The sequence below is a fragment of the Citrobacter sp. ANG330 genome (assembly GCF_047467925.1).
In the GTDB taxonomy this organism is placed as follows: Bacteria; Pseudomonadota; Gammaproteobacteria; order Enterobacterales; family Enterobacteriaceae; genus Citrobacter_A; species Citrobacter_A amalonaticus_G.
In genome coordinates, this window is sequence record NZ_JASJUI010000005.1 from 222849 (window position 1) to 241723 (window position 18875).

The 18875-nt window shown below is 53.5% G+C and carries 19 protein-coding genes and 1 other annotated feature; of the genes, 5 read left to right on the plus strand and 14 right to left on the minus strand.

The genetic code is table 11. The features are described 5' to 3' along the window. Position 1: 1 nt before the first annotated feature. The 3 genes from QNN88_RS13770 to tal all read right to left on the minus strand — a co-directional run bounded on the left by QNN88_RS13770 (position 2) and on the right by tal (position 2654). Entirely contained in the window at positions 2–757 is a 756-nt protein-coding gene (locus tag QNN88_RS13770) for an outer membrane protein OmpK (protein ID WP_414240794.1), read from the minus strand. A gap of 235 nt (positions 758–992) precedes the next feature. Beyond that, a complete protein-coding gene (gene mog, locus QNN88_RS13775; protein WP_414240716.1) occupies positions 993–1580 on the minus strand; it encodes a molybdopterin adenylyltransferase in 588 nt (195 codons plus the stop codon). A 120-nt stretch (positions 1581–1700) separates the two neighbouring features. After that, positions 1701–2654: a transaldolase gene (gene tal / locus QNN88_RS13780; RefSeq protein WP_414240717.1), complete on the minus strand. Its 954-nt coding sequence runs from the start codon at positions 2652–2654 to the stop codon at positions 1701–1703. Between the two features lie 283 nt (positions 2655–2937). Here tal and QNN88_RS13785 point away from each other — a divergent pair, with 283 nt between their 5' ends. Continuing rightward, positions 2938–4368, plus strand: a complete 1431-nt coding sequence (locus tag QNN88_RS13785) for an alanine/glycine:cation symporter family protein (RefSeq protein ID WP_414240718.1) — start codon at positions 2938–2940, stop codon at positions 4366–4368. A 69-nt stretch (positions 4369–4437) separates the two neighbouring features. After that, positions 4438–5211 (plus strand): peroxide stress protein YaaA, encoded by a 774-nt coding sequence (gene yaaA, locus QNN88_RS13790; RefSeq protein WP_414240719.1) that lies wholly within the window; start codon positions 4438–4440, stop codon positions 5209–5211. Between the two features lie 96 nt (positions 5212–5307). On the opposite strand, the gene thrC is transcribed toward yaaA, so the two are convergent. The 6 genes from thrC to yjjY all read right to left on the minus strand — a co-directional run bounded on the left by thrC (position 5308) and on the right by yjjY (position 11697). Beyond that, the gene (gene thrC / locus QNN88_RS13795; RefSeq protein ID WP_414240720.1) at positions 5308–6591 is read right to left on the minus strand and encodes a threonine synthase; all 1284 of its coding nucleotides are present in this window, start codon (positions 6589–6591) and stop codon (positions 5308–5310) included. Between the two features lie 3 nt (positions 6592–6594). Continuing rightward, entirely contained in the window at positions 6595–7524 is a 930-nt protein-coding gene (gene thrB, locus QNN88_RS13800; RefSeq protein WP_414240721.1) for a homoserine kinase, read from the minus strand. A 1-nt stretch (position 7525) separates the two neighbouring features. Continuing rightward, positions 7526–9988 (minus strand): bifunctional aspartate kinase/homoserine dehydrogenase I, encoded by a 2463-nt coding sequence (thrA, locus tag QNN88_RS13805; protein WP_414240722.1) that lies wholly within the window; start codon positions 9986–9988, stop codon positions 7526–7528. A 25-nt stretch (positions 9989–10013) separates the two neighbouring features. After that, positions 10014–10134 (minus strand) — a sequence feature (Thr leader region). Then, positions 10070–10135 carry a thr operon leader peptide gene (gene thrL, locus QNN88_RS13810; protein ID WP_001386572.1) on the minus strand — a complete coding sequence of 22 codons (66 nt, stop codon included), beginning with the start codon at positions 10133–10135 and terminating at the stop codon, positions 10070–10072. It overlaps the preceding feature by 65 nt. A 336-nt stretch (positions 10136–10471) precedes the next feature. Beyond that, a complete protein-coding gene (locus QNN88_RS13815; RefSeq protein WP_414240723.1) occupies positions 10472–11158 on the minus strand; it encodes a tRNA/rRNA methyltransferase in 687 nt (228 codons plus the stop codon). A 398-nt stretch (positions 11159–11556) separates the two neighbouring features. Then, positions 11557–11697: a protein YjjY gene (gene yjjY / locus QNN88_RS13820; protein ID WP_042998021.1), complete on the minus strand. Its 141-nt coding sequence runs from the start codon at positions 11695–11697 to the stop codon at positions 11557–11559. A 95-nt stretch (positions 11698–11792) separates the two neighbouring features. On the opposite strand from yjjY, the gene arcA reads away from it, so the two are divergent. Next, complete coding sequence (arcA, locus tag QNN88_RS13825; RefSeq protein ID WP_001194359.1) at positions 11793–12509, plus strand: two-component system response regulator ArcA; 717 nt, start codon at positions 11793–11795, stop codon at positions 12507–12509. Between the two features lie 66 nt (positions 12510–12575). On the opposite strand, the gene creD is transcribed toward arcA, so the two are convergent. The 4 genes from creD to creA are packed head-to-tail and all read right to left on the minus strand — an operon-like array spanning position 12576 to position 16580. Next, positions 12576–13922 carry a cell envelope integrity protein CreD gene (gene creD, locus QNN88_RS13830; RefSeq protein WP_414240724.1) on the minus strand — a complete coding sequence of 449 codons (1347 nt, stop codon included), beginning with the start codon at positions 13920–13922 and terminating at the stop codon, positions 12576–12578. A gap of 58 nt (positions 13923–13980) precedes the next feature. Then, positions 13981–15405, minus strand: a complete 1425-nt coding sequence (creC, locus tag QNN88_RS13835) for a two-component system sensor histidine kinase CreC (RefSeq protein WP_414240725.1) — start codon at positions 15403–15405, stop codon at positions 13981–13983. Beyond that, positions 15405–16094: a two-component system response regulator CreB gene (gene creB, locus QNN88_RS13840; RefSeq protein WP_414240726.1), complete on the minus strand. Its 690-nt coding sequence runs from the start codon at positions 16092–16094 to the stop codon at positions 15405–15407. Before creB ends, creC begins: the two co-directional genes overlap by 1 nt. Before the next feature lie 12 nt (positions 16095–16106). Further along, positions 16107–16580 carry a protein CreA gene (gene creA, locus QNN88_RS13845; protein ID WP_414240727.1) on the minus strand — a complete coding sequence of 158 codons (474 nt, stop codon included), beginning with the start codon at positions 16578–16580 and terminating at the stop codon, positions 16107–16109. 211 nt (positions 16581–16791) lie between these two features. Here creA and robA point away from each other — a divergent pair, with 211 nt between their 5' ends. Continuing rightward, a complete protein-coding gene (robA, locus tag QNN88_RS13850) occupies positions 16792–17661 on the plus strand; it encodes an MDR efflux pump AcrAB transcriptional activator RobA (protein WP_414240728.1) in 870 nt (289 codons plus the stop codon). On the opposite strand, the gene gpmB is transcribed toward robA, so the two are convergent. Further along, positions 17658–18305 (minus strand): 2,3-diphosphoglycerate-dependent phosphoglycerate mutase GpmB, encoded by a 648-nt coding sequence (gpmB, locus tag QNN88_RS13855; RefSeq protein WP_414240729.1) that lies wholly within the window; start codon positions 18303–18305, stop codon positions 17658–17660. The genes robA and gpmB overlap by 4 nt on opposite strands. A gap of 49 nt (positions 18306–18354) precedes the next feature. On the opposite strand from gpmB, the gene yjjX reads away from it, so the two are divergent. Further along, positions 18355–18870, plus strand: coding sequence for an inosine/xanthosine triphosphatase (yjjX, locus tag QNN88_RS13860; RefSeq protein ID WP_414240730.1), 516 nt, complete (start codon positions 18355–18357; stop codon positions 18868–18870). Positions 18871–18875 lie beyond the last annotated feature (5 nt).

Here is an 18875-nt window from a genome sequence, read left to right on the forward strand (position 1 = left end):
ATCAGAACTCGTAGCCGAGCATATAAATGAGTTGGTCCCCATAATTGTCATAGCCGAGTTTGTTATCGAAATAACGGTATGTCACACTGGCTTTTAAATGCGGATAGAATTTCCAGGCTAACGTTAATCCTCCGTTAATCCCGTTTCTACCGTGTTGCTGTTCTGCGTAAGCGTCATTACGATCCAGTTCAAATTCATTCCAGTTGGAAAGCACCATGTTTTGCCCCCACAGGTCGAACATCCAGGCGGAGGTCCAACCGACAACATAACCATTCAGACCGTTGGCTTGCCCATGTTTTGAGGAGGTATAGTCATTAGAGAGGTTATGCAGCGCAATATAGGGTTTAAAAAAACCAGAAGGGCCAGACCAGCCTAGATAGCCAAAGCCATACATCATATTAAGTTCATCGCCCCAGGTATTTTCAAACTGGCCGTATAATTTCCCCATCACACTGAAATCAGATCCTAATAAACGAATATGGGTCTGCGCGGACATAACATGGTTACGTCCCTCTACCGGATGGTTTAATACATTACTTTCATAAAAAGAATAAAATTCGCCTTTATCAAATACCGCGCCAAAGTCTGCCGTGGCTTTCCAGACCTCACCACGATGAGTATTAACGAATCCATTATTCCAGTTAGCATATCCGGCATTTATCGAACCATAGGTATATTTTAATTCTGTTGATTGTGCGGCGCACGAGAAGAGAACTGCCAGCGTCAGTACTCCTCCGCAGAGGGTATTCATTTTCATCATTAACGCTCCCTGATGTCATATCCAAAGAAAGGAAAAATTATTTCATCAGGATGCATGGTAGGGAGAGTACTCCTCGTATTACGTGATAATTTTCACACATTTCTTGTGAGAAAATTAACACCCTCGAGAGGTCACAGAAAGTGGGGATATATCAGGTTTAACGAGTTGAATACTGGATGGCATCATCCAAAAAAACCGCTGATGGCCACAGCCTGTCAGCGGCTTCACGTCCTCAGGCGTTGCTATCACGCCTTGCACTTTTCGGGCGAAAAGATGCGACGATTTCCGGCGCGGTTTCCACATACGGCCCTTCAAGAAGCTGTATACAATACGGTACACTTGCGAAGATACCCGCCACGACCACATTCCCTTCGGCATCCTTCACCCCTTCCAGGGTCTCTTTGATCGATTTCGGCTGACCGGGCAGATTGAGAATTAACGCCTGTTTACGGATCACCCCAACCTGGCGCGACAGGATCGCCGTCGGCACAAAGTGCAGACTGATCTGGCGCATTTGCTCGCCAAAGCCTGGCATCTGGCGATCGGCAACCGCGAGGGTCGCATCCGGCGTCACATCACGACGCGCAGGACCGGTGCCACCAGTGGTGAGCACCAGATGGCAACTCATCTCGTCCACCAGCTCACACAGCGTTTGTTCGATGATGGCCTGCTCGTCAGGAATCAAGCGTGTCTGGACCTCGAAAGGGGTGGTCAGCGCCATCGATAGCCACTCTTCAAGCGCCGGAATGCCTTTATCCTGATAGACACCGCTGGAGGCGCGGTCAGAAATGGAAACTAAGCCAATACGTAAGGTGTTCATGATTATTCCGTTTAAACAGTCTCGTTAAACAGAATGATACACTGCGAAGGGAAGGACAGACAGGGTTCAGAAGAGGTAGCGTGACCGGCGTACCAGCCACGCTATATCAGGCACAACGGATTACAGCAGATCGCCGATCATTTTTTCCAGTTTTTCCTGGTCGACAGCAAACTTACGGATACCGTCCGCCAGTTTATCTACCGCCATCGGATCCTGGTTGTGCTGCCACAGGAACTCAGACTCGGTGATGCGCTCCGGACGCGCTTTCACTTCGCCAGAGAAGGAGAGTTTACGTTCGATAGCCCCTTCGCTTTCCGCCAGCTCTTTCAGCAGTGCCGGTGCGATGGTCAGGCGGTCACAGCCGGCCAGCTCAAGGATTTCGCCGATGTTGCGGAAGCTTGCGCCCATCACAACGGTCTCGTAGCCGTGCTGTTTGTAGTATTCGTAGATCTCCGTTACGGAAACCACGCCCGGATCTTCCGCCGGCGCATACTCTTTCTTGTCGGTATTGGATTTATACCAGTCAAGGATACGGCCCACGAACGGGGAGATCAGGTACACACCAGCTTCCGCACAAGCACGCGCCTGCGCAAAGGAGAACAGCAGCGTCAGGTTACAGTTGATGCCTTCTTTTTCCAGCTGCTCTGCAGCGCGGATGCCCTGCCAGGTCGACGCCAGCTTGATCAGAATACGATCGTTGCTGATACCTGCATCGTTATACAATTTAATGATGCGTTTCGCTTTGGCGATAGAGGCATCGGTGTCATAGGACAGACGCGCATCCACCTCAGTGGAGATACGTCCCGGTACCAGTTTCAGGATCTCCAGACCGATGTTCACGGCCAGTTTGTCGGTAGCGTCAACAATCTGCTGCGCGCGGTCGCTGCTCTGCTGCTTAGCCCAGGCAACAGCGTCATCAATCAGCTTACGGTATTCTGGGATCTGCGCTGCGTTAAGAATGAGAGAAGGGTTGGTTGTGGCATCCTGCGGCTGATACAGCTTCATTGCCGCGATGTCTCCGGTGTCGGCCACCACGGTGGTGAACTGACGAAGGGAGGTCAATTTGTCCGTCATGATAGTGTTTCTCTTTAAACAGCTTGTTAGGGGGATGTAACCGGTCTGCCCTGATGATAACACGACGTTGTGACAGCGCAACCGAAGACAATGCGGTTATCCCCATGAAGGCATCTGCGGACAATTTCTGGTCCGGGCTTGATGTGACGCCCCATTCAGGTACGCAACCTCATGTATACTACGCGGTCGCTATCAATTGCCCGGCAGCGTATATACTATTCGACAATTGGTAACGCTTACACAGGGTTGTTAAGGCGTACCGGCAGCAACAAGAGGGATGTTAATGCCTGATTTTTTCACGTTTATTAATGATGTGCTCTGGGGATCGGTGATGATCTATCTGCTCTTCGGAGCAGGATGTTGGTTTACCTGGCGCACAGGCTTCGTACAATTTCGTTATATCCGCCAGTTTGGCAGAAGTCTGAAAAACAGTATTAGTCCGCAGCCGGGTGGGTTAACCTCGTTTCAGTCGCTGTGCACCAGCCTTGCCGCTCGTATCGGTAGCGGTAACCTGGCGGGTGTGGCGCTGGCCATTACCGCAGGTGGACCAGGCGCTGTGTTCTGGATGTGGGTCGCCGCTATCATTGGTATGGCGACCTCGTTTGCTGAATGTTCCCTCGCACAGCTTTACAAAGAGCGCGATCGCCATGGTCAGTTTCGCGGCGGCCCCGCCTGGTATATGGCACGCGGTTTAGGCATGCGCTGGATGGGGGTTCTGTTCGCCATCTTTTTGCTGGTAGCCTATGGACTGGTGTTCAATAGCGTACAGGCCAACTCCGTTGCCCGCGCGCTGAAATTCGCTTTCGATTTTCCACCGGTCGTCACCGGTTGCGTCATGGCGCTCGCCGCCCTGCTGGTCATCGTTCGGGGGATGAAAGGCGTGGCGCGGATGATGCAGTGGTTCGTCCCCTTGATGGCGCTGATGTGGGTGATCACCAGTCTGGTGGTTTGTCTGATCAACCTCGAACAACTGCCGGATATCATTATCTCCATTGTTAAAAGCGCGTTTGGCTGGCAAGAAGCGGCGGGCGGCGTGGCGGGATACACGCTGAGTCAGGCGTTAACCAGCGGTTTCCAACGCAGCATGTTTTCCAATGAAGCCGGAATGGGCTCTACGCCTAACGCGGCTGCTGCCGCCGCATCCTGGCCACCGCATCCTGCGGCGCAGGGGATTGTGCAAATGATTGGTATTTTTATCGATACGCTGATCGTCTGTAGTGCAACGGCAATGCTGGTTTTACTGGCCGGTAACGACGCCACCTATGCGCCGATGGAAGGGATCCAACTGCTGCAGAAGGCCATGAATACGCTGGTCGGAGACTGGGGCGCGGCGTTCGTTGCGATCATTGTGATTCTGTTTGCCTTCAGCTCTATCGTGGTCAACTACATCTATGCGGAAAACAACCTGTACTTTCTGAACCTGGACAATAAGCGCATCATCTGGGTTTTACGCATTACCACCTGTTCAACCGTCATAGCCGGAACCTTGCTCAGCTTCCCGCTGCTGTGGCAAATGGCGGATATCATCATGGCCTGTATGGCGATCACCAACCTGACGGCGATATTACTGCTTTCTCCGGTTGTACATACTCTGGCCAGCGACTACCTGCGTCAGCGCAAACTGGGCATTCGTCCGGTCTTTGATCCACTGCGCTATCCGGACATCGGACAGCAACTGGCGCCGGATGCCTGGGACGATATACCGCGAGACTAATCGCAACTATCGATCAACTCAGCCCTGTTTTTTGCTACAGTCGCAGTAAATTTCCTGCAAGGACTGGATATGCTGATTCTGATTTCACCTGCAAAAACGCTCGACTACCAGAGCCCGCTGGCAACAACACGCTATACGCTGCCTGAGCTGCTGGACTATTCCCAGCAGCTGATTCACGTGGCACGCCAACTTTCTGCCCCACAAATCGGTAAACTGATGCACATCAGCGATAAGCTCGCCGATCTGAACGCCACCCGTTTTCACGACTGGCAGCCGGACTTCACGCCGGAAAACGCACGTCAGGCCATTCTGGCCTTCAAAGGCGATGTCTATACCGGATTACAGGCCGACACCTTCAGCGAAGCCGATTTCGATTTTGCCCAGCAGCATTTGCGTATGCTCTCAGGTTTGTACGGCGTGCTGCGCCCGCTGGATCTAATGCAGCCTTATCGTCTGGAAATGGGCATTCGTCTGGAGAACGCCAAAGGGAAGGATCTGTATCAGTTCTGGGGCGATGTCATCACGGATAAGCTAAATGAAGCGCTCGCCGCACAGGGCGATCAGGTGGTGATTAACCTTGCCTCAGATGAATATTTTCGTTCAGTGAAGCCGAAAAAACTCAATGCCGAGCTGATTAAACCCGTCTTCCTCGACGAGAAAAACGGCACGTTCAAAGTCATCAGCTTCTACGCCAAAAAAGCGCGCGGCCTGATGAGCCGTTATATCATTGAAAATCGCCTGACGACGCCAGAACAGCTCACGGACTTTAACAGTGAAGGTTACTTCTTTGATGAAGCCGCGTCTGGCAACGGCGAACTGGTGTTTAAGCGTCACGAGCAGTAATGCGCATTTCGCCGGATGGCGGCTACGCCTTATCCGGCCTGCCCATCTCCACCGTCTGACAGGCCCGGTAAGCGATGGCGCCACCGGGCACACTGTTTAGCGCGTCATCATCAGCTTACGCAGAGCGGCAAAATCCGCAGGCAAATGTTGCGAAAGCAGCGGTAGATCCGCGCGTTCGGCCAGTTCTTTCGGCAGATCCAGCGTTTCATTGAGGATCGCTTCCACGCTCTCTTTAAACTTCGCCGGGTGCGCCGTGCCGAGGAACAGGCCGTACTCGCCCGGATTGAGCTGGTCACGCAGAGCGCGGTAAGCCACGGCGGCATGAGGCTCAGAAGTGTAGCCCTTTGCTTTCAGTTCGCGCATCGTTTCCTGCGTGGTCTCATCATCCACCGCCGCATAACCGAGCTCGTTCAGACGCCAGATTTTACGGCGGAACAGTTCCTCTACGCGCGGCCAGTTGTTTGGCTGACTAACATCCATCGCGTTAGACAACGTCGCCTGAGTCGCTTTTGGCGCCCACTGCCCGTCCTGCAGGAAGCGTGGCACGGTGTCGTTAACGTTGGTGGCGGCGATAAAACGCTTCACCGGCAGGCCGAGAGATTTCGCCAGCAGGCCCGCCGTCAGATCGCCAAAGTTGCCGCTCGGGACAGAAACCACCAGCTGATTCCGCGCTTCCTGCGGCAATTGCGCCACGGCTTCAAAGTAGTAGCAAATCTGCGCCAGCAGCCGACTGATGTTGATAGAGTTTGCCGAATTCAGCCCCAGCGCCGCTTTCAGCTCTTCATCATCAAACGCCTGTTTAACCAGCGCCTGGCAGGCATCAAAATCACCATCGATGGCGACAGTTTCAATGTTGCCACCCAGCGTGCAGAACAGTTTTTCCTGCAGCGGACTGATTTTGCCATTCGGATAGAGGATCACCACGCGCACGTTCGGCAGACCATAAAACGCATGCGCTACCGCCGCTCCAGTATCACCAGAAGTCGCCGTCAGAATGGTCACCGGCTTGTCACCACTGATGTGGGTCAGCATCTGCGCCATAAAACGCCCGCCGAAATCTTTAAACGCCAGCGTCGGGCCATGGAACAACTCCAGACAGCCGACATCGCCTTCCACCCGGGCAACCGGCGCCGGGAAAGCAAAAGCAGCGCGTACGCGTTCTTCGAGGATCTCCTGTGGGATTTCATCGCCAATAAACGCCGAAAGGATCTTCGCGCTGCGGCTGACAAAGTCCAGGTTCAGCATCTCATCCACTTCTGTCAGGTTGAATTCCGGCAGTTCGTGCGGGAAAAACAGCCCCTGATTTTTACCCAGCCCCTGCGTGACGGCCTGCGCAAAACTAACCTGTTCGTTGTGATCTTTAAGATTGTAGAGTTTCATCAATTATCCCAGTACTCGTGCGCCCGCCGTGTCCAGCCGGCAAATATGAACAAAGCCTTCCTGATTTTGCAGATAGTGACTGCCAAGCCAGTCCGCCACGCGCTGCGCGGTCTCCGTTTTATCGCAGAGCGCAAACAGCGTCGGCCCTGAACCGGAAATACCGCTCGCCAGCGCGCCAATTTCCGCGACGGCCTGACGCGCCTGAGCAAAACCAGGCAGCAGACGTTCGCGGTACGGTTCGGCAATCACATCCTTCATCAGTTTCGCCGCAAGCGCAGGCTGGCGGGAATAGCAGGCGTGAATAAACCCTGCCAGGTGACGCCCGTGGGCAATGCAATCCTGGCGACGATACTGCGCAGGCAAAATCGCCCGCGCTTCTGCCGTGGAGACTTTAATGCCAGGATAAGCCAGCACCCACAGCCACTCATCAAAGCCTGGCACCTGCTGACTGATAATGCCGTTTTCTTCGATCATCAACTGCATACCGCCGAGGAAACACGGCGCGACGTTATCGTAATGAATACTGCCGGAGATACGCCCTTCCAGCTCGCCCATGATCGCCAGCAGGCGTGTGTCATTGAGCGGCTTACCGCAGTGCTCATTCATCGCCACCAGCGCGGCCACGACGGAGCAAGCGCTGGAACCTAATCCGGAGCCGATCGGCATATTCTTTTCCAGCGTCATCGCCACCGGAATTTGTTTACCCAGTTCCTGACAGAAACGCTCCCAGCACTGGTAAACAATATTCTCTCGCGGTTCTGGCGGCAGTTTGTCGGCAAAACGGCCCAGATTATTCAGGCTGAAATCGTCCGCCGCCTCGACCGTTACCACATCGCCCAATAGTGAACCATCAACTGGCGTCACCGCCGCCCCAAGCACATCAAATCCAACGCTCATATTGGCACTGGAAGCCGGGGCATAAACTTTAACCATGTTAAACTCCTAGCTTCCATGAGAGAGTGCGCAGCAGATCAGCAAACACCCCTGCCGCCGTGACGTCGTTACCTGCACCATAACCGCGCAGAACCAACGGCAGCGGCTGATAGTAGTGGCTGTAGAACGCCAGCGCGTTTTCGCCGTTTTTCACTTTGTACAACGGATCGTTACCGTCCACTTCGGCAATCTTCACCCGGCAGACGCCGTCTTCTTCGATGTTGCCAACATAGCGCAATACTTTGCCCTCATCACGGGCTTTCGCCACGCGCGCGGCGAAGGCATCATCCAGTCGCGACAGGTTCGCCATAAACGCGGAGACGTCGCCAGAATCATCAAATTCTTTTGGCAGAACCGGTTCAATGACGATATCCGAGAGCTCCAGCTCGCGTCCGGTTTCACGGGCAAGGATCAGCAGCTTGCGCGCCACGTCCATTCCCGAAAGATCGTCACGCGGGTCCGGCTCGGTATAACCCATTTCACGCGCGATACGGGTCGCTTCAGAGAGGCTCATACCCTCGTCGAGCTTACCGAAGATAAATGACAGCGAACCGGACAGGATGCCGGAGAACTTCAGCAATTCATCACCCGCATTCAACAGGTTTTGCAGGTTTTCGATCACCGGCAAACCCGCCCCCACGTTGGTGTCATAGAGGAATTTGCGCCGTGACTTCGCGGCAGCGAAACGCAACTGATGGTAGTAATCCATCGACGAGGTATTCGCCTTTTTGTTCGGCGTAACCACGTGGAACCCTTCGCGCAGGAAATCAGCATATTGATCGGCAACCGCCTGACTGGACGTACAGTCCACAATCACCGGGTTCAGCAGGTGATATTCCTTCACCAGGCGAATTAAGCGACCAAGATTGAACGGCTCTTTCGCTTGCGCCAGTTCAGCCTGCCAGTTTTCCAGGTTCAGGCCATGCACATGGGTCAACAGCGCTTTCGAATTCGCTACGCCGCACACGCGCAGATCGATATGTTTTTTCTTCAGCCAGGTTTGCTGACGCTTAAGCTGTTCCAGTAACGCACCGCCTACACCACCGACGCCGATAACAAACACTTCGATCACCTGATCGGTATTGAACAGCATCTGATGGGTGACGCGTACGCCCGTCGTGGCATCGTCGTTATTAACCACCACCGAAATGGAACGCTCGGAGGAGCCCTGAGCAATCGCCACGATATTGATATTCGCACGCGCCAGAGCGGCAAAGAATTTCGCCGAAATTCCGCGCAGCGTCCGCATGCCATCCCCGACGACGGAGATAATCGCCAGCCGTTCGGTGACCGCCAGCGGTTCCAGTACGCCCTCTTTAAGTTCGAGATAGAACTCATCCTGCAAAGCTCGCTGTGCGCGGGCACAGTCCGCCTGCGGCACGCAGAAACTGATACTGTATTCAGAGGATGACTGAGTGATCAGCACCACGGAAATGCCTGCGCGGGACATCACCGCAAAGACGCGAGCCGCCATTCCCACCATCCCTTTCATGCCAGGACCGGAGACGTTGAACATCGCCATATTATTCAGGTTAGAAATGCCCTTCACCGGCAGATCGTCTTCATCGCGACTGGCGCCAATCAGCGTACCCGGCGCCTGCGGATTTCCGGTATTTTTGATGAGGCAAGGGATCTGGAACTGCGCGATGGGGGTAATTGTACGAGGGTGAAGGACTTTCGCGCCGAAATAGGAAAGCTCCATCGCTTCCTGGTACGACATCGACTTCAGCAACCTGGCGTCAGGCACCTGCCGCGGATCGCAGGTGTAAACGCCGTCGACGTCTGTCCAGATCTCGCAACAATCGGCACGTAAGCAGGCCGCCAGGACTGCCGCGGAGTAATCGGAGCCATTGCGCCCCAGCACCACCAGTTCGCCTTTCTCATTACCGGCGGTAAAACCGGCCATCAGCACCATGTGGTCCGCAGGAATGCGCCCGGCAGCAATGCGGCGAGTCGATTCGGCAATATCGACGGTAGATTCGAGGTAATGCCCCACTGCCAGCAGTTTTTCGACCGGATCGATAACGGTAACCTGATGGCCGCGCGCTTCCAGTAACCCCGCCATGATGGCGATCGACATCTTTTCGCCGCGGCAGATGAGCGCGGCGTTAATGCTGTCCGGGCACTGCCCAAGCAGACTGATCCCATGTAATACATGCTTAATTTGGGCAAATTCCTGCTCAACAAACACTTTCAACTGCGCCAGCGGAAAGCCAGGCTGGGAGTCGGCGAGTCCCTGCAGAAGTTCGGCGAAAATACGTTCGGCATCGCTGATATTGGGCAATGCATCCTGACCTCCGATGGTTTTTTCAATCATCGCCACCAGATGGTTGGTAATTTTAGCGGGGGCAGAAAGTACGGTCGCTACCTGCCCCTGCCTGGCATTGCTTTCCAGAATATCGGCAACCCGCAGAAAACGTTCTGCATTTGCCACTGATGTACCGCCGAACTTCAACACTCGCATGGTTGTTACCTCGTTACCTTTGGTCGAAAAAAAAGCCCGCACTGTTCAGGTGCGGGCTTTTTTCTGTGTTTCCTGTACGCGTCAGCCCGCACCGTTACCTGTGGTAATGGTGATGGTTGTGGTAATGGTGGTGCTGATGCGTTTCATGGATGTTGTGTACTCTGTAATTATTTACCCTAAATAATTCGTGTTGCAGGAAGGCGGCAATTGCGTGAAGACCCTGAAGCATAGAAAACTATGTGACTGGGGTGAACGAAAGCAGCCAACGCACATGCAACTCGAAGTATGACGGGTAATCTGTCTGTGCTGTATGTCTATATTGGTTAAAGTATCCGGTGACCTAAGTCAATAAATATTTGATTTATTACCCTGACGAAACTTGTTCACGTGCTGCTGGTGAAGGGGGTATTTTCAACTTATACCGCAGGAACACCCCTCTTGTATTTAGCATCTATCACTAAAAAACAGGAAATTGTCAAACTATTATTTTGTGACATTTTTTTCAATATCATGAACCAAACGGTGCAACATTGCCGTGTCCCGCTGCCCTAATCGTCCTAAACGCTGTTGCAGCCAGTCGACCAGTTTGACGTCATCCGCGACCTCCAGTGTGGTCAGTAACGTCATTATTCGTGATCGTAATGCCTGTAATTGAAATTCATCAGATGAATCGACTTCTTTAGCAGGTTGTTGCATTAAATTTGCTAATTGATAGCAGTAGACCATCACCGCCTGCCCCAGATTCAAGGAAGGATAATCTGCAACCATTGGCACGCCGGTCAGAATATCCGCCAGCGCCAGTTCGTCATTGGTGAGCCCTGAATCTTCACGACCAAAAACCAGCGCGGCGTGATTCATCCAGGTCGATTTTTCTGTCAGCAGCGGAACCAGCTCCGCTGGCGTCGCGTAATAGTGGAATTTTGCCCGGCTACGCGCCGTGGTGGCGATGGTAAAATCTACATCGACAAGCGCATCCGCAAGGGTCGGGAAAACGGCAATATTATCAATAATATCGCTGGAGCCATGCGCCACCCAGCGCGTAGCGGGTTCAAGATGCGCCTGGCTGTCGACGATACGCAACTGCGTAAACCCCATAGTTTTCATCGCGCGAGCCGCGGCACCGATATTTTCCGCTCTGGCGGGAGCGACAAGGATAATACTAATGCGCATTTTTCTTCTCTTCATGCCTGTCCGCAGTCAATTGTGTGACATGTGTCAAGATATTACGCGGAGCGAATTTACAAATTTTTAACGAAAAAGTCTGAAAAAGTGTTTCACCATTGGTAATTAACGCTAAACTATTTCCTTACTTTACTAACGTTTTTTATGTTAACAGAAACAGCATATCCTCCTGTTTATCAGCGGTAATTTGATTTAAAATGAATCTCATTTATAGGATTCGCCGTGTTAATTAGTTATCCTGTGCAACTAGTTGGATTATTGCAATTTTGTGATGAAAGCTAGCATTTAGATACGATGATTTCATCAAACTGTTAACGTGCTACAATTGAACTTGATATATGTCAACGAAGCGTAGTTTTATTGGGTGTCCGGTACGTCTTAGCCTGTTATGTTGCTGTTAAAATGGTTAGGATGACAGCCGTTTTTGACACTGTCGGGTCCAGAGGGAAACTACCCACGACCAAGCTAATGATGTTGTTGACGTTGATGGAAAGTGCATCAAGAACGCAATTACGTACTTTAGTCATGTTACGCCGATCATGTTAATTTGCGACATGCATCAGGCAGGTCAGGGACTTTTGTACTTCCTGTTTCGATTTAGTTGGCAATTTAGGTAGCAAACATGCAGACCCCGCACATTCTTATCGTTGAAGACGAGTTGGTAACACGCAACACGTTAAAAAGTATTTTCGAAGCGGAAGGCTATGATGTATTCGAAGCGACTGATGGCGCGGAAATGCATCAAATCCTCTCTGAATATGACATCAACCTGGTGATCATGGATATCAACTTGCCAGGTAAAAACGGTCTTCTGCTGGCGCGTGAACTGCGCGAGCAGGCTAACGTTGCGCTGATGTTCCTGACTGGTCGCGATAACGAAGTCGATAAAATCCTCGGCCTCGAAATCGGTGCAGACGATTACATCACCAAGCCGTTTAACCCGCGCGAACTGACTATCCGTGCCCGCAACCTGCTGTCTCGTACCATGAACCTGGGTACCGTCAGCGAAGAACGCCGTAGCGTTGAAAGCTACAAGTTCAACGGTTGGGAACTGGACATCAACAGCCGCTCTCTGATTGGGCCTGATGGCGAACAGTACAAACTGCCGCGCAGCGAGTTCCGTGCCATGCTTCACTTCTGCGAGAATCCGGGCAAGATCCAGTCTCGTGCTGAGCTGCTGAAGAAAATGACCGGCCGTGAGCTGAAGCCACATGACCGCACCGTTGACGTGACTATCCGTCGTATTCGTAAACATTTCGAATCAACGCCGGACACGCCGGAAATCATCGCCACGATTCACGGTGAAGGTTACCGTTTCTGTGGCGATCTGCAGGATTAATCGGGTTACCACCGTCATAAAAACGGCGCTCAATGCGCCGTTTTTCTTATCCATTTTTCACTAAATTTACTTCCATATGCGTAGCGTATCGTCCTCTGCCGCTGTGGGTGTCGGTTTCGTACGTGAAAACGCATACCAGTCCAGATGCCGCGTCAGGAACATCACACTGCCCAGCGCCAGCAACAGTACGCTCGTCCCCAGTAGCAGCGAGCTGTCTTGCGAACGTAGCAAAACCCACATCACACCATCCAGCGCCAGCAATGCCAGGGTAAAGACCACACTACTGCGCCAGCCCTGCAACACGGCCTGGAGATACACCCCGTTCATTAATGCTCCTACCAGGCTTGCGACAATCCATGCCAGGGTGAAACCAATATGTTCTGAAAGCGCCAACAGCAGCAGATAAAACATCACCAGCGACAACCCCACCAACAGATACTGCATCGGGTGTAGTTTTTTTCCCGTCAACGTTTCGAACACAAAGAAAGCCATAAATGTCAGTGTAATCAGCAGAATGGCATATTTTGTCGCCCTATCCGTCAGTTGATACTGATCGGCAGGAGTGGCAACCGCAACGCTAAACGACGGCAGGTTATACCACCCGTCTTTTTGCGCATCGGCAAACCGATCGCCCAGGTTGGTGGCAAACCAACTGCTTTGCCATTGTGCCTGAAACCCTGACACGCTGATTTCGCGCTTATCCGGTAGAAAATCACCGAGGAAATTAGGATGCGGCCAGTTACTGGTGAGCATCATTTGGCTACTACGCCCCAGCGGAACTACCGAGAAAGCGCCGGTCCCGCTCAAATTGAGCGACATCGTCAGGTTAAGATCGCGCATCGCCCATTGCGCATCCGGAAGCGGAATGTGAAGCCCCTCCCCACGTCCCGTTAACCCTGTTCCCGGCTCGACGGTGAGCGCCATCCCGTTCACCTTCGGTGGTTTTACTACACCAATGCCACGCGCATCGCCCACGCCAACCACGATAAACGGTTTCCCAAGGGTTACGTTGGGCCGGTTCAGTTCGCTCAATCGGGAGACATCAAACTGCGCTTTCAGCGTGACATCGGTATGCCAGACCTGCCCCTCGTAGATACCCACTTTTCGCGGTTCGACGTTCTGGTTACCCTCCACCATCAGCGACTCCGGCAGCCAGAAGCGGATAAAACTGCGTGTGTGCTGCACCTCTTTCTCGTTTTCCAGCACGGTGTATAACTCGGTCACGGGTACGGCAATGAGCGGGCCGACCACTTTTTGCGGTCCGCTGGTACTCTGCCGAATGGCATCCTCTACCACATCACGATAATCAGCACGTTCCACAATAATCTGCCGGACCATCATAAGTGGTATCAACAGCAGCACAATCGCGCCACCCAGGGTGACGATTTTCCAGAACAGGGGGGATTTCAACATAGCGTTCTCCTTATGCAATATCGTCAGAGTACGCACGCTATGTGGGGCGAATTTGAAGTTATGTGAAGTGACGGTGAAGTGTGAGGATGGCCTCGACGCCCCCTTCTGGCCGGTTGCGTAATTCCACACTCCCCTTCAGCAGGCGCGCCACTTCGCGGACGAACGCCAGCCCCAGGCCGCTGCTTTTGAGGCCATTCTCACGCGGCAAGGAGTAAAAGCGCTCGAAGATACGTGCCAGGGCGAAATCGGGAATGCCGGTGCCAGTATCGGCCACCGTCAATGTCACCTTATCTGCATGCGCCTGCGCGCTGAGGGTGATCGTTCCACCTGCCGGAGTAAAATCAATGGCATTGTCCAGCAGATTGCCCAGCGCCTGCCCGAGCAACGCCGGTTCCGCTGAGACGGATAACGCTGAGGGGACAATCTCCAGCGATATCGCCTTCGTCGCCAGTTGAATGGCGCGCGCGTCGCTGATTTGCGCAAACAGTTCATCGACCACAACCGCGGAGAGGGCAATATCCTGACGGTTCTCCAGCCGCGCCTGACGCAGCAGGGTTTCCACCAGCATCTGCATGCGCGCGTTTTGGCTGAGAATATTGTCGGTAAAGCGTTTAACAATGTCCGCAGGCGGATTTTCCCGCAGGATTTCCGCCGCGCCGCGAATGGCCGCCAGCGGACTCTTTAGCTCGTGAGTCAGTGCATACACGTACTGTTCGATGTAATTCTTGCCTTCCAGCTTCAGACGCATGCTCTCTAGCGCCTGCGCCAGCTTGCGTAACTCACTGCTGCCCAGTTCTGGCAGCGGCATCGGCTGGTTGTCGGTCACGGAATCCGCATAGCGCGTCAGGCGGGCAATCGAGCGGTTAATCCACCAGACCATCCCGGCGCCAATCACCAGCGCAATGCCAAGCAGAATCGCGCTGGCCCAGAGGATTCGCCGCTCGCTGCGTTTAATCACCGGCGCCATCGCCGCATTGGGTTTCCCTACGCTGAGCACGCCGATGATCTTTCCGTCGTCGACAATCGGCGCGGCAACGTACATGACCGAGCTTTCCGCATCGGCAGGATCCAGCGGCGTGCTGCGCGCGCCATACTGCCCACGCAGCGTTAGCCAGACATCGTTCCAGCGGGAGTAATCCTGCCCGACCGCTTTATTGACGGAATCAAACACCACTTTGCCCTGCGCGTCCGTCATGTAGACATGGTATTCGTTGCGGACTTTATTAATTCCGCTGATGTTGGCGCGAAAAGGACGGTTATGCAGTTGCGTAAACGCCTGCGCCAGTTGGCCATGCGCCGGGTTACCGGAGAGCAGATCGTCACGTGCCAGCGCCGCCAGCAGCGTGGCGGTATCGATCAGCGTCCCTTCCGTTGCACGCCGTACGCCAGGTTTAATTTCCTGCACAAAAATGGAGAGAACAAACCACGCAGCAACAGCGACAATCAGGAAATAGCCCAACAGCAAACGCATGCCAATGCGCATCAGAGACTCCTCAGACTGTAGCCCATCCCACGATGCGTGTTGATTGGTGAGAGCGTCGGGTTGATAGCGCGCAGTTTGGCACGTAGCGTTTTGATGTGCGTATCGACCGTACGATCATAAGTATCCTGCGCATCAGCCCAGACGATATCCATCAGTTGCTGGCGGGAATAGACGCGTCCTGGTGATAGCAGCAGCGTTTTCAGCAGCAAAAACTCATAGCGCGTGAGTGACAGGGGCGTCCCAAACCAGGCCACTTCAGCCGCCGGTTCATTCAGCTCAAAATGGCCGGTTTTGACGATCGGCGAGGGCGTGGAAAACTTCTTCACCCGGCGTAGTAGCGTGCGGACTCTGGCGCAAACTTCCCGAGGAGAAAACGGTTTGGCGACGTAATCGTCAGCACCGATTTCCAGCCCCAGCAGGCGATCCACCTCGTCACTGCGCGCCGTCAGAAAGAGGATCGGCAATGCCGGATGATGCGCCAGCAACCGCCGACACAGTTCAAAGCCGCTGATATCCGGCAACCCGACATCGAGAATCGCCACATCCGGACACTGATGACGCGCTTTGTCCAGCGCGGGCAGTCCGCGCTCAAAGGCTTCCACGCTGAACCCTTCCTGCTGGAGCATATAAATCAGGGTATCCGCGATACCCTGCTCATCTTCCACCAGCCAGACCGACACCTGCTGCATAGTGCTTCCCTGTTATTCGCGCCACGGCATGATAGGTACCGCGCTAATGGCATTTTTCGGCGATCCGTCGACAACCTTGTCGGAATAGGCCAGATAAGCCAACGCGTTGCGTTTGGCATCATAGAAACGCACGACCTGTAAGGATTTGAAGACCAGCGAAGTGCGTTTCTTAAAGACCACTTCGCCCTGCGCTTTGCCGTTCTTAATTCTGTCGCTCAGTTCTACGGGCCCCACCTGCTGGCAGGAGATGGCGGCATCGGAGGTGTCTTCGGCCAGTCCCAGACCGCCTTTAATGCCACCGGTTTTGGCACGGCTGACGTAACAGGTCACGTTTTTGACATCGGGATCGTCAAACGCCTCCACGACGATTTTATGATCCGGTCCAAAGATTTTAAACACCGTATCGACGGAACCGATCTGCTCGGCGGACGCCAGCGGTGCCAGCATTAACAACAAAGTAGAAAGGACTAAATTCTTGTATTTCATATTGTTACCATTCTTTAAAATTACGCCGCGCAATAATTCGTCATTGTAAAAGAAACTGTTTACAGATCACAGGATTACAATAATCACGTTTTATCGAGGTGAAAAAAAGCATTAATGCGCAAAAAAAACACTGAATGCTAAAACAGCAAAAAATGCTATTATCCAATAATCTGATGTCAGGTGTTTGTAGTTGAAAGGATGAGGATATTTTATGGATCAGGCCGGCATTATTCGCGACCTATTAATCTGGCTGGAAGGTCATCTGGATCAGCCGCTGTCGCTTGACAATGTGGCGGCAAAAGCGGGTTATTCCAAGTGGCACCTGCAGAGAATGTTTAAGGACGTGACGGGCCATGCGATTGGCGCATATATCCGCGCACGCCGCTTATCGAAATCCGCTGTTGCGCTTCGCCTGACGGCCCGCCCGATTCTGGATATTGCCCTGCAGTACCGCTTCGACTCTCAACAAACATTCACCCGCGCCTTTAAAAAACAGTTCTCCCAGACACCTGCACTGTATCGTCGTTCGCCGGAATGGAGCGCGTTTGGTATTCGCCCGCCTTTGCGTCTGGGCGAGTTTGCCCTGCCTGAGCACAAGTTTGTCACCCTTGAAGAGACGCAACTGTTGGGCGTCACCCAGAGTTACTCGTGTTCGCTGGAGCAAATTTCCGATTTCCGCCACGAAATGCGCGTGCAGTTCTGGCAGCATTTCCTTGCGCATGCTCCGGCGATCCCCCCCGTACTGTATGGGCTGAACGAAACGCGGCCCAGTCTGGAAAAAGATGACGAACAGGAAGTATTCTACACCACTGCGCTACCTCAGGAGCAGGCCAACGGCTACGTGCAATCGGCCCACCCGGTGGTGTTACAGGGTGGTGAGTATGTGATGTTTACTTACGAGGGGCTGGGAACAGGCGTTCAGGAGTTCATCCTGACGGTTTATGGTACCTGCATGCCAATGCTGAACCTGACGCGCCGCAAAGGACAGGATATCGAGCGGTACTATCCGGCTGAAGATGCAAAAGCCGGTGACCGCCCAATCAACTTGCGCTGCGAATTCCTGATTCCGGTTCGCCGTTAACGCTGTAACTCATCCAGTGCAGGGGCATCCAGATGCGAAATGTCCCCTGCCGTTTCCACTACCCATCCCGGCGCCAGCCACAGGCTTTCCTGATAATCCACCCGCGAAATCGAGCAGTTACGCAGGCGTAAACGGCGTTCAGCATACGCGGGAAGACCCAGAATCGTACTGACCAGACAGCCCAGCGCGATACCGTGGCTGACCAACAGCGGGCGACTCCCCTGCGGCAATTCCAGACACGCAGCGAGCGCACCATGTACGCGATCGCTCAGTTCCTGCATCGACTCTCCTTGTGGAATACGTCCATCAACGGTGCCGTTGACTAACTGGCGACGCCAGTTCTCTTCTTCTTCCGTTAACGTATCGATATGGCGTTTTTCCAGCACCCCCATATGCAGTTCGCGCAGGCGAGCATCTAAAGTAATATCGCAACCGCAAGCCTGGGCGATGATTTCAGCGGTGCGGCGGGTGCGTCCCAGATCGCTACTGATGACGTGGGTGATGCCGAGGTTTTTCGCGCGTTCACCAACCTGCATTGCTTGTTGCTCACCTTTAGCGGTCAGCGGACTGTCGGACTGGCCTTGAATGCGTCGCTCGGCGTTCCACTGCGTTTCACCGTGGCGAACAAGGTATACCTGTAACATGCTATTTTTCCGTATACTGCGAAGAGTTTTTATAAAATCGAGCTTAATTATGTACCATGTTGTCTCAGCAACCACCAATCCCGCCAAAATTCAGGCAATTCTGCAGGCATTTAACGAGATTTTCGGTGAAGGATCCTGCCATATTGAGTCTGTGGACGTCGAGAGTGGCGTGCCGGAACAACCCTTCGGAAGTCCTGAAACGCGTGCTGGCGCACGGAATCGGGTCGAAAATGCCCGTCGTGCACGACCCGATGCCGACTTCTGGGTGGCTATCGAAGCGGGTATTGATGAAGACGCGACCTTCAGTTGGGTGGTGGTCGAAAATGCCACTCAGCGTGGTGAAGCACGTTCAGCAACGCTGCCGCTGCCTGCCGTGATCCTCGAAAAAGTGCGCGAGGGCGAAGCGCTTGGCCCGGTGATGTCACACTTCACGGGCATTGATAAGATTGGCCAAAAAGAAGGGGCGATTGGCGTGTTTACCGCCGGGAAACTGACGCGCGCCAGCGTGTATCACCAGGCGGTGATTCTGGCGCTTAGCCCATTTCACAACGCGATTTATCGTTAATGTCC

What these genes read in the sequence shown, in the direction of transcription:
- QNN88_RS13770 (WP_414240794.1), bottom strand. Translation starts at nt 757, where the DNA reads ATGAAAATGAATACCCTCTGCGGAGGAGTACTGACGCTGGCAGTTCTC.
- mog (WP_414240716.1), bottom strand. Translation starts at nt 1,580, where the DNA reads ATGAACACCTTACGTATTGGCTTAGTTTCCATTTCTGACCGCGCCTCC.
- tal (WP_414240717.1), bottom strand. Translation starts at nt 2,654, where the DNA reads ATGACGGACAAATTGACCTCCCTTCGTCAGTTCACCACCGTGGTGGCC.
- QNN88_RS13785 (WP_414240718.1), top strand. Translation starts at nt 2,938, where the DNA reads ATGCCTGATTTTTTCACGTTTATTAATGATGTGCTCTGGGGATCGGTG.
- yaaA (WP_414240719.1), top strand. Translation starts at nt 4,438, where the DNA reads ATGCTGATTCTGATTTCACCTGCAAAAACGCTCGACTACCAGAGCCCG.
- thrC (WP_414240720.1), bottom strand. Translation starts at nt 6,591, where the DNA reads ATGAAACTCTACAATCTTAAAGATCACAACGAACAGGTTAGTTTTGCG.
- thrB (WP_414240721.1), bottom strand. Translation starts at nt 7,524, where the DNA reads ATGGTTAAAGTTTATGCCCCGGCTTCCAGTGCCAATATGAGCGTTGGA.
- thrA (WP_414240722.1), bottom strand. Translation starts at nt 9,988, where the DNA reads ATGCGAGTGTTGAAGTTCGGCGGTACATCAGTGGCAAATGCAGAACGT.
- QNN88_RS13815 (WP_414240723.1), bottom strand. Translation starts at nt 11,158, where the DNA reads ATGCGCATTAGTATTATCCTTGTCGCTCCCGCCAGAGCGGAAAATATC.
- yjjY (WP_042998021.1), bottom strand. Translation starts at nt 11,697, where the DNA reads ATGACTAAAGTACGTAATTGCGTTCTTGATGCACTTTCCATCAACGTC.
- arcA (WP_001194359.1), top strand. Translation starts at nt 11,793, where the DNA reads ATGCAGACCCCGCACATTCTTATCGTTGAAGACGAGTTGGTAACACGC.
- creD (WP_414240724.1), bottom strand. Translation starts at nt 13,922, where the DNA reads ATGTTGAAATCCCCCCTGTTCTGGAAAATCGTCACCCTGGGTGGCGCG.
- creC (WP_414240725.1), bottom strand. Translation starts at nt 15,405, where the DNA reads ATGCGCATTGGCATGCGTTTGCTGTTGGGCTATTTCCTGATTGTCGCT.
- creB (WP_414240726.1), bottom strand. Translation starts at nt 16,094, where the DNA reads ATGCAGCAGGTGTCGGTCTGGCTGGTGGAAGATGAGCAGGGTATCGCG.
- creA (WP_414240727.1), bottom strand. Translation starts at nt 16,580, where the DNA reads ATGAAATACAAGAATTTAGTCCTTTCTACTTTGTTGTTAATGCTGGCA.
- robA (WP_414240728.1), top strand. Translation starts at nt 16,792, where the DNA reads ATGGATCAGGCCGGCATTATTCGCGACCTATTAATCTGGCTGGAAGGT.
- gpmB (WP_414240729.1), bottom strand. Translation starts at nt 18,305, where the DNA reads ATGTTACAGGTATACCTTGTTCGCCACGGTGAAACGCAGTGGAACGCC.
- yjjX (WP_414240730.1), top strand. Translation starts at nt 18,355, where the DNA reads ATGTACCATGTTGTCTCAGCAACCACCAATCCCGCCAAAATTCAGGCA.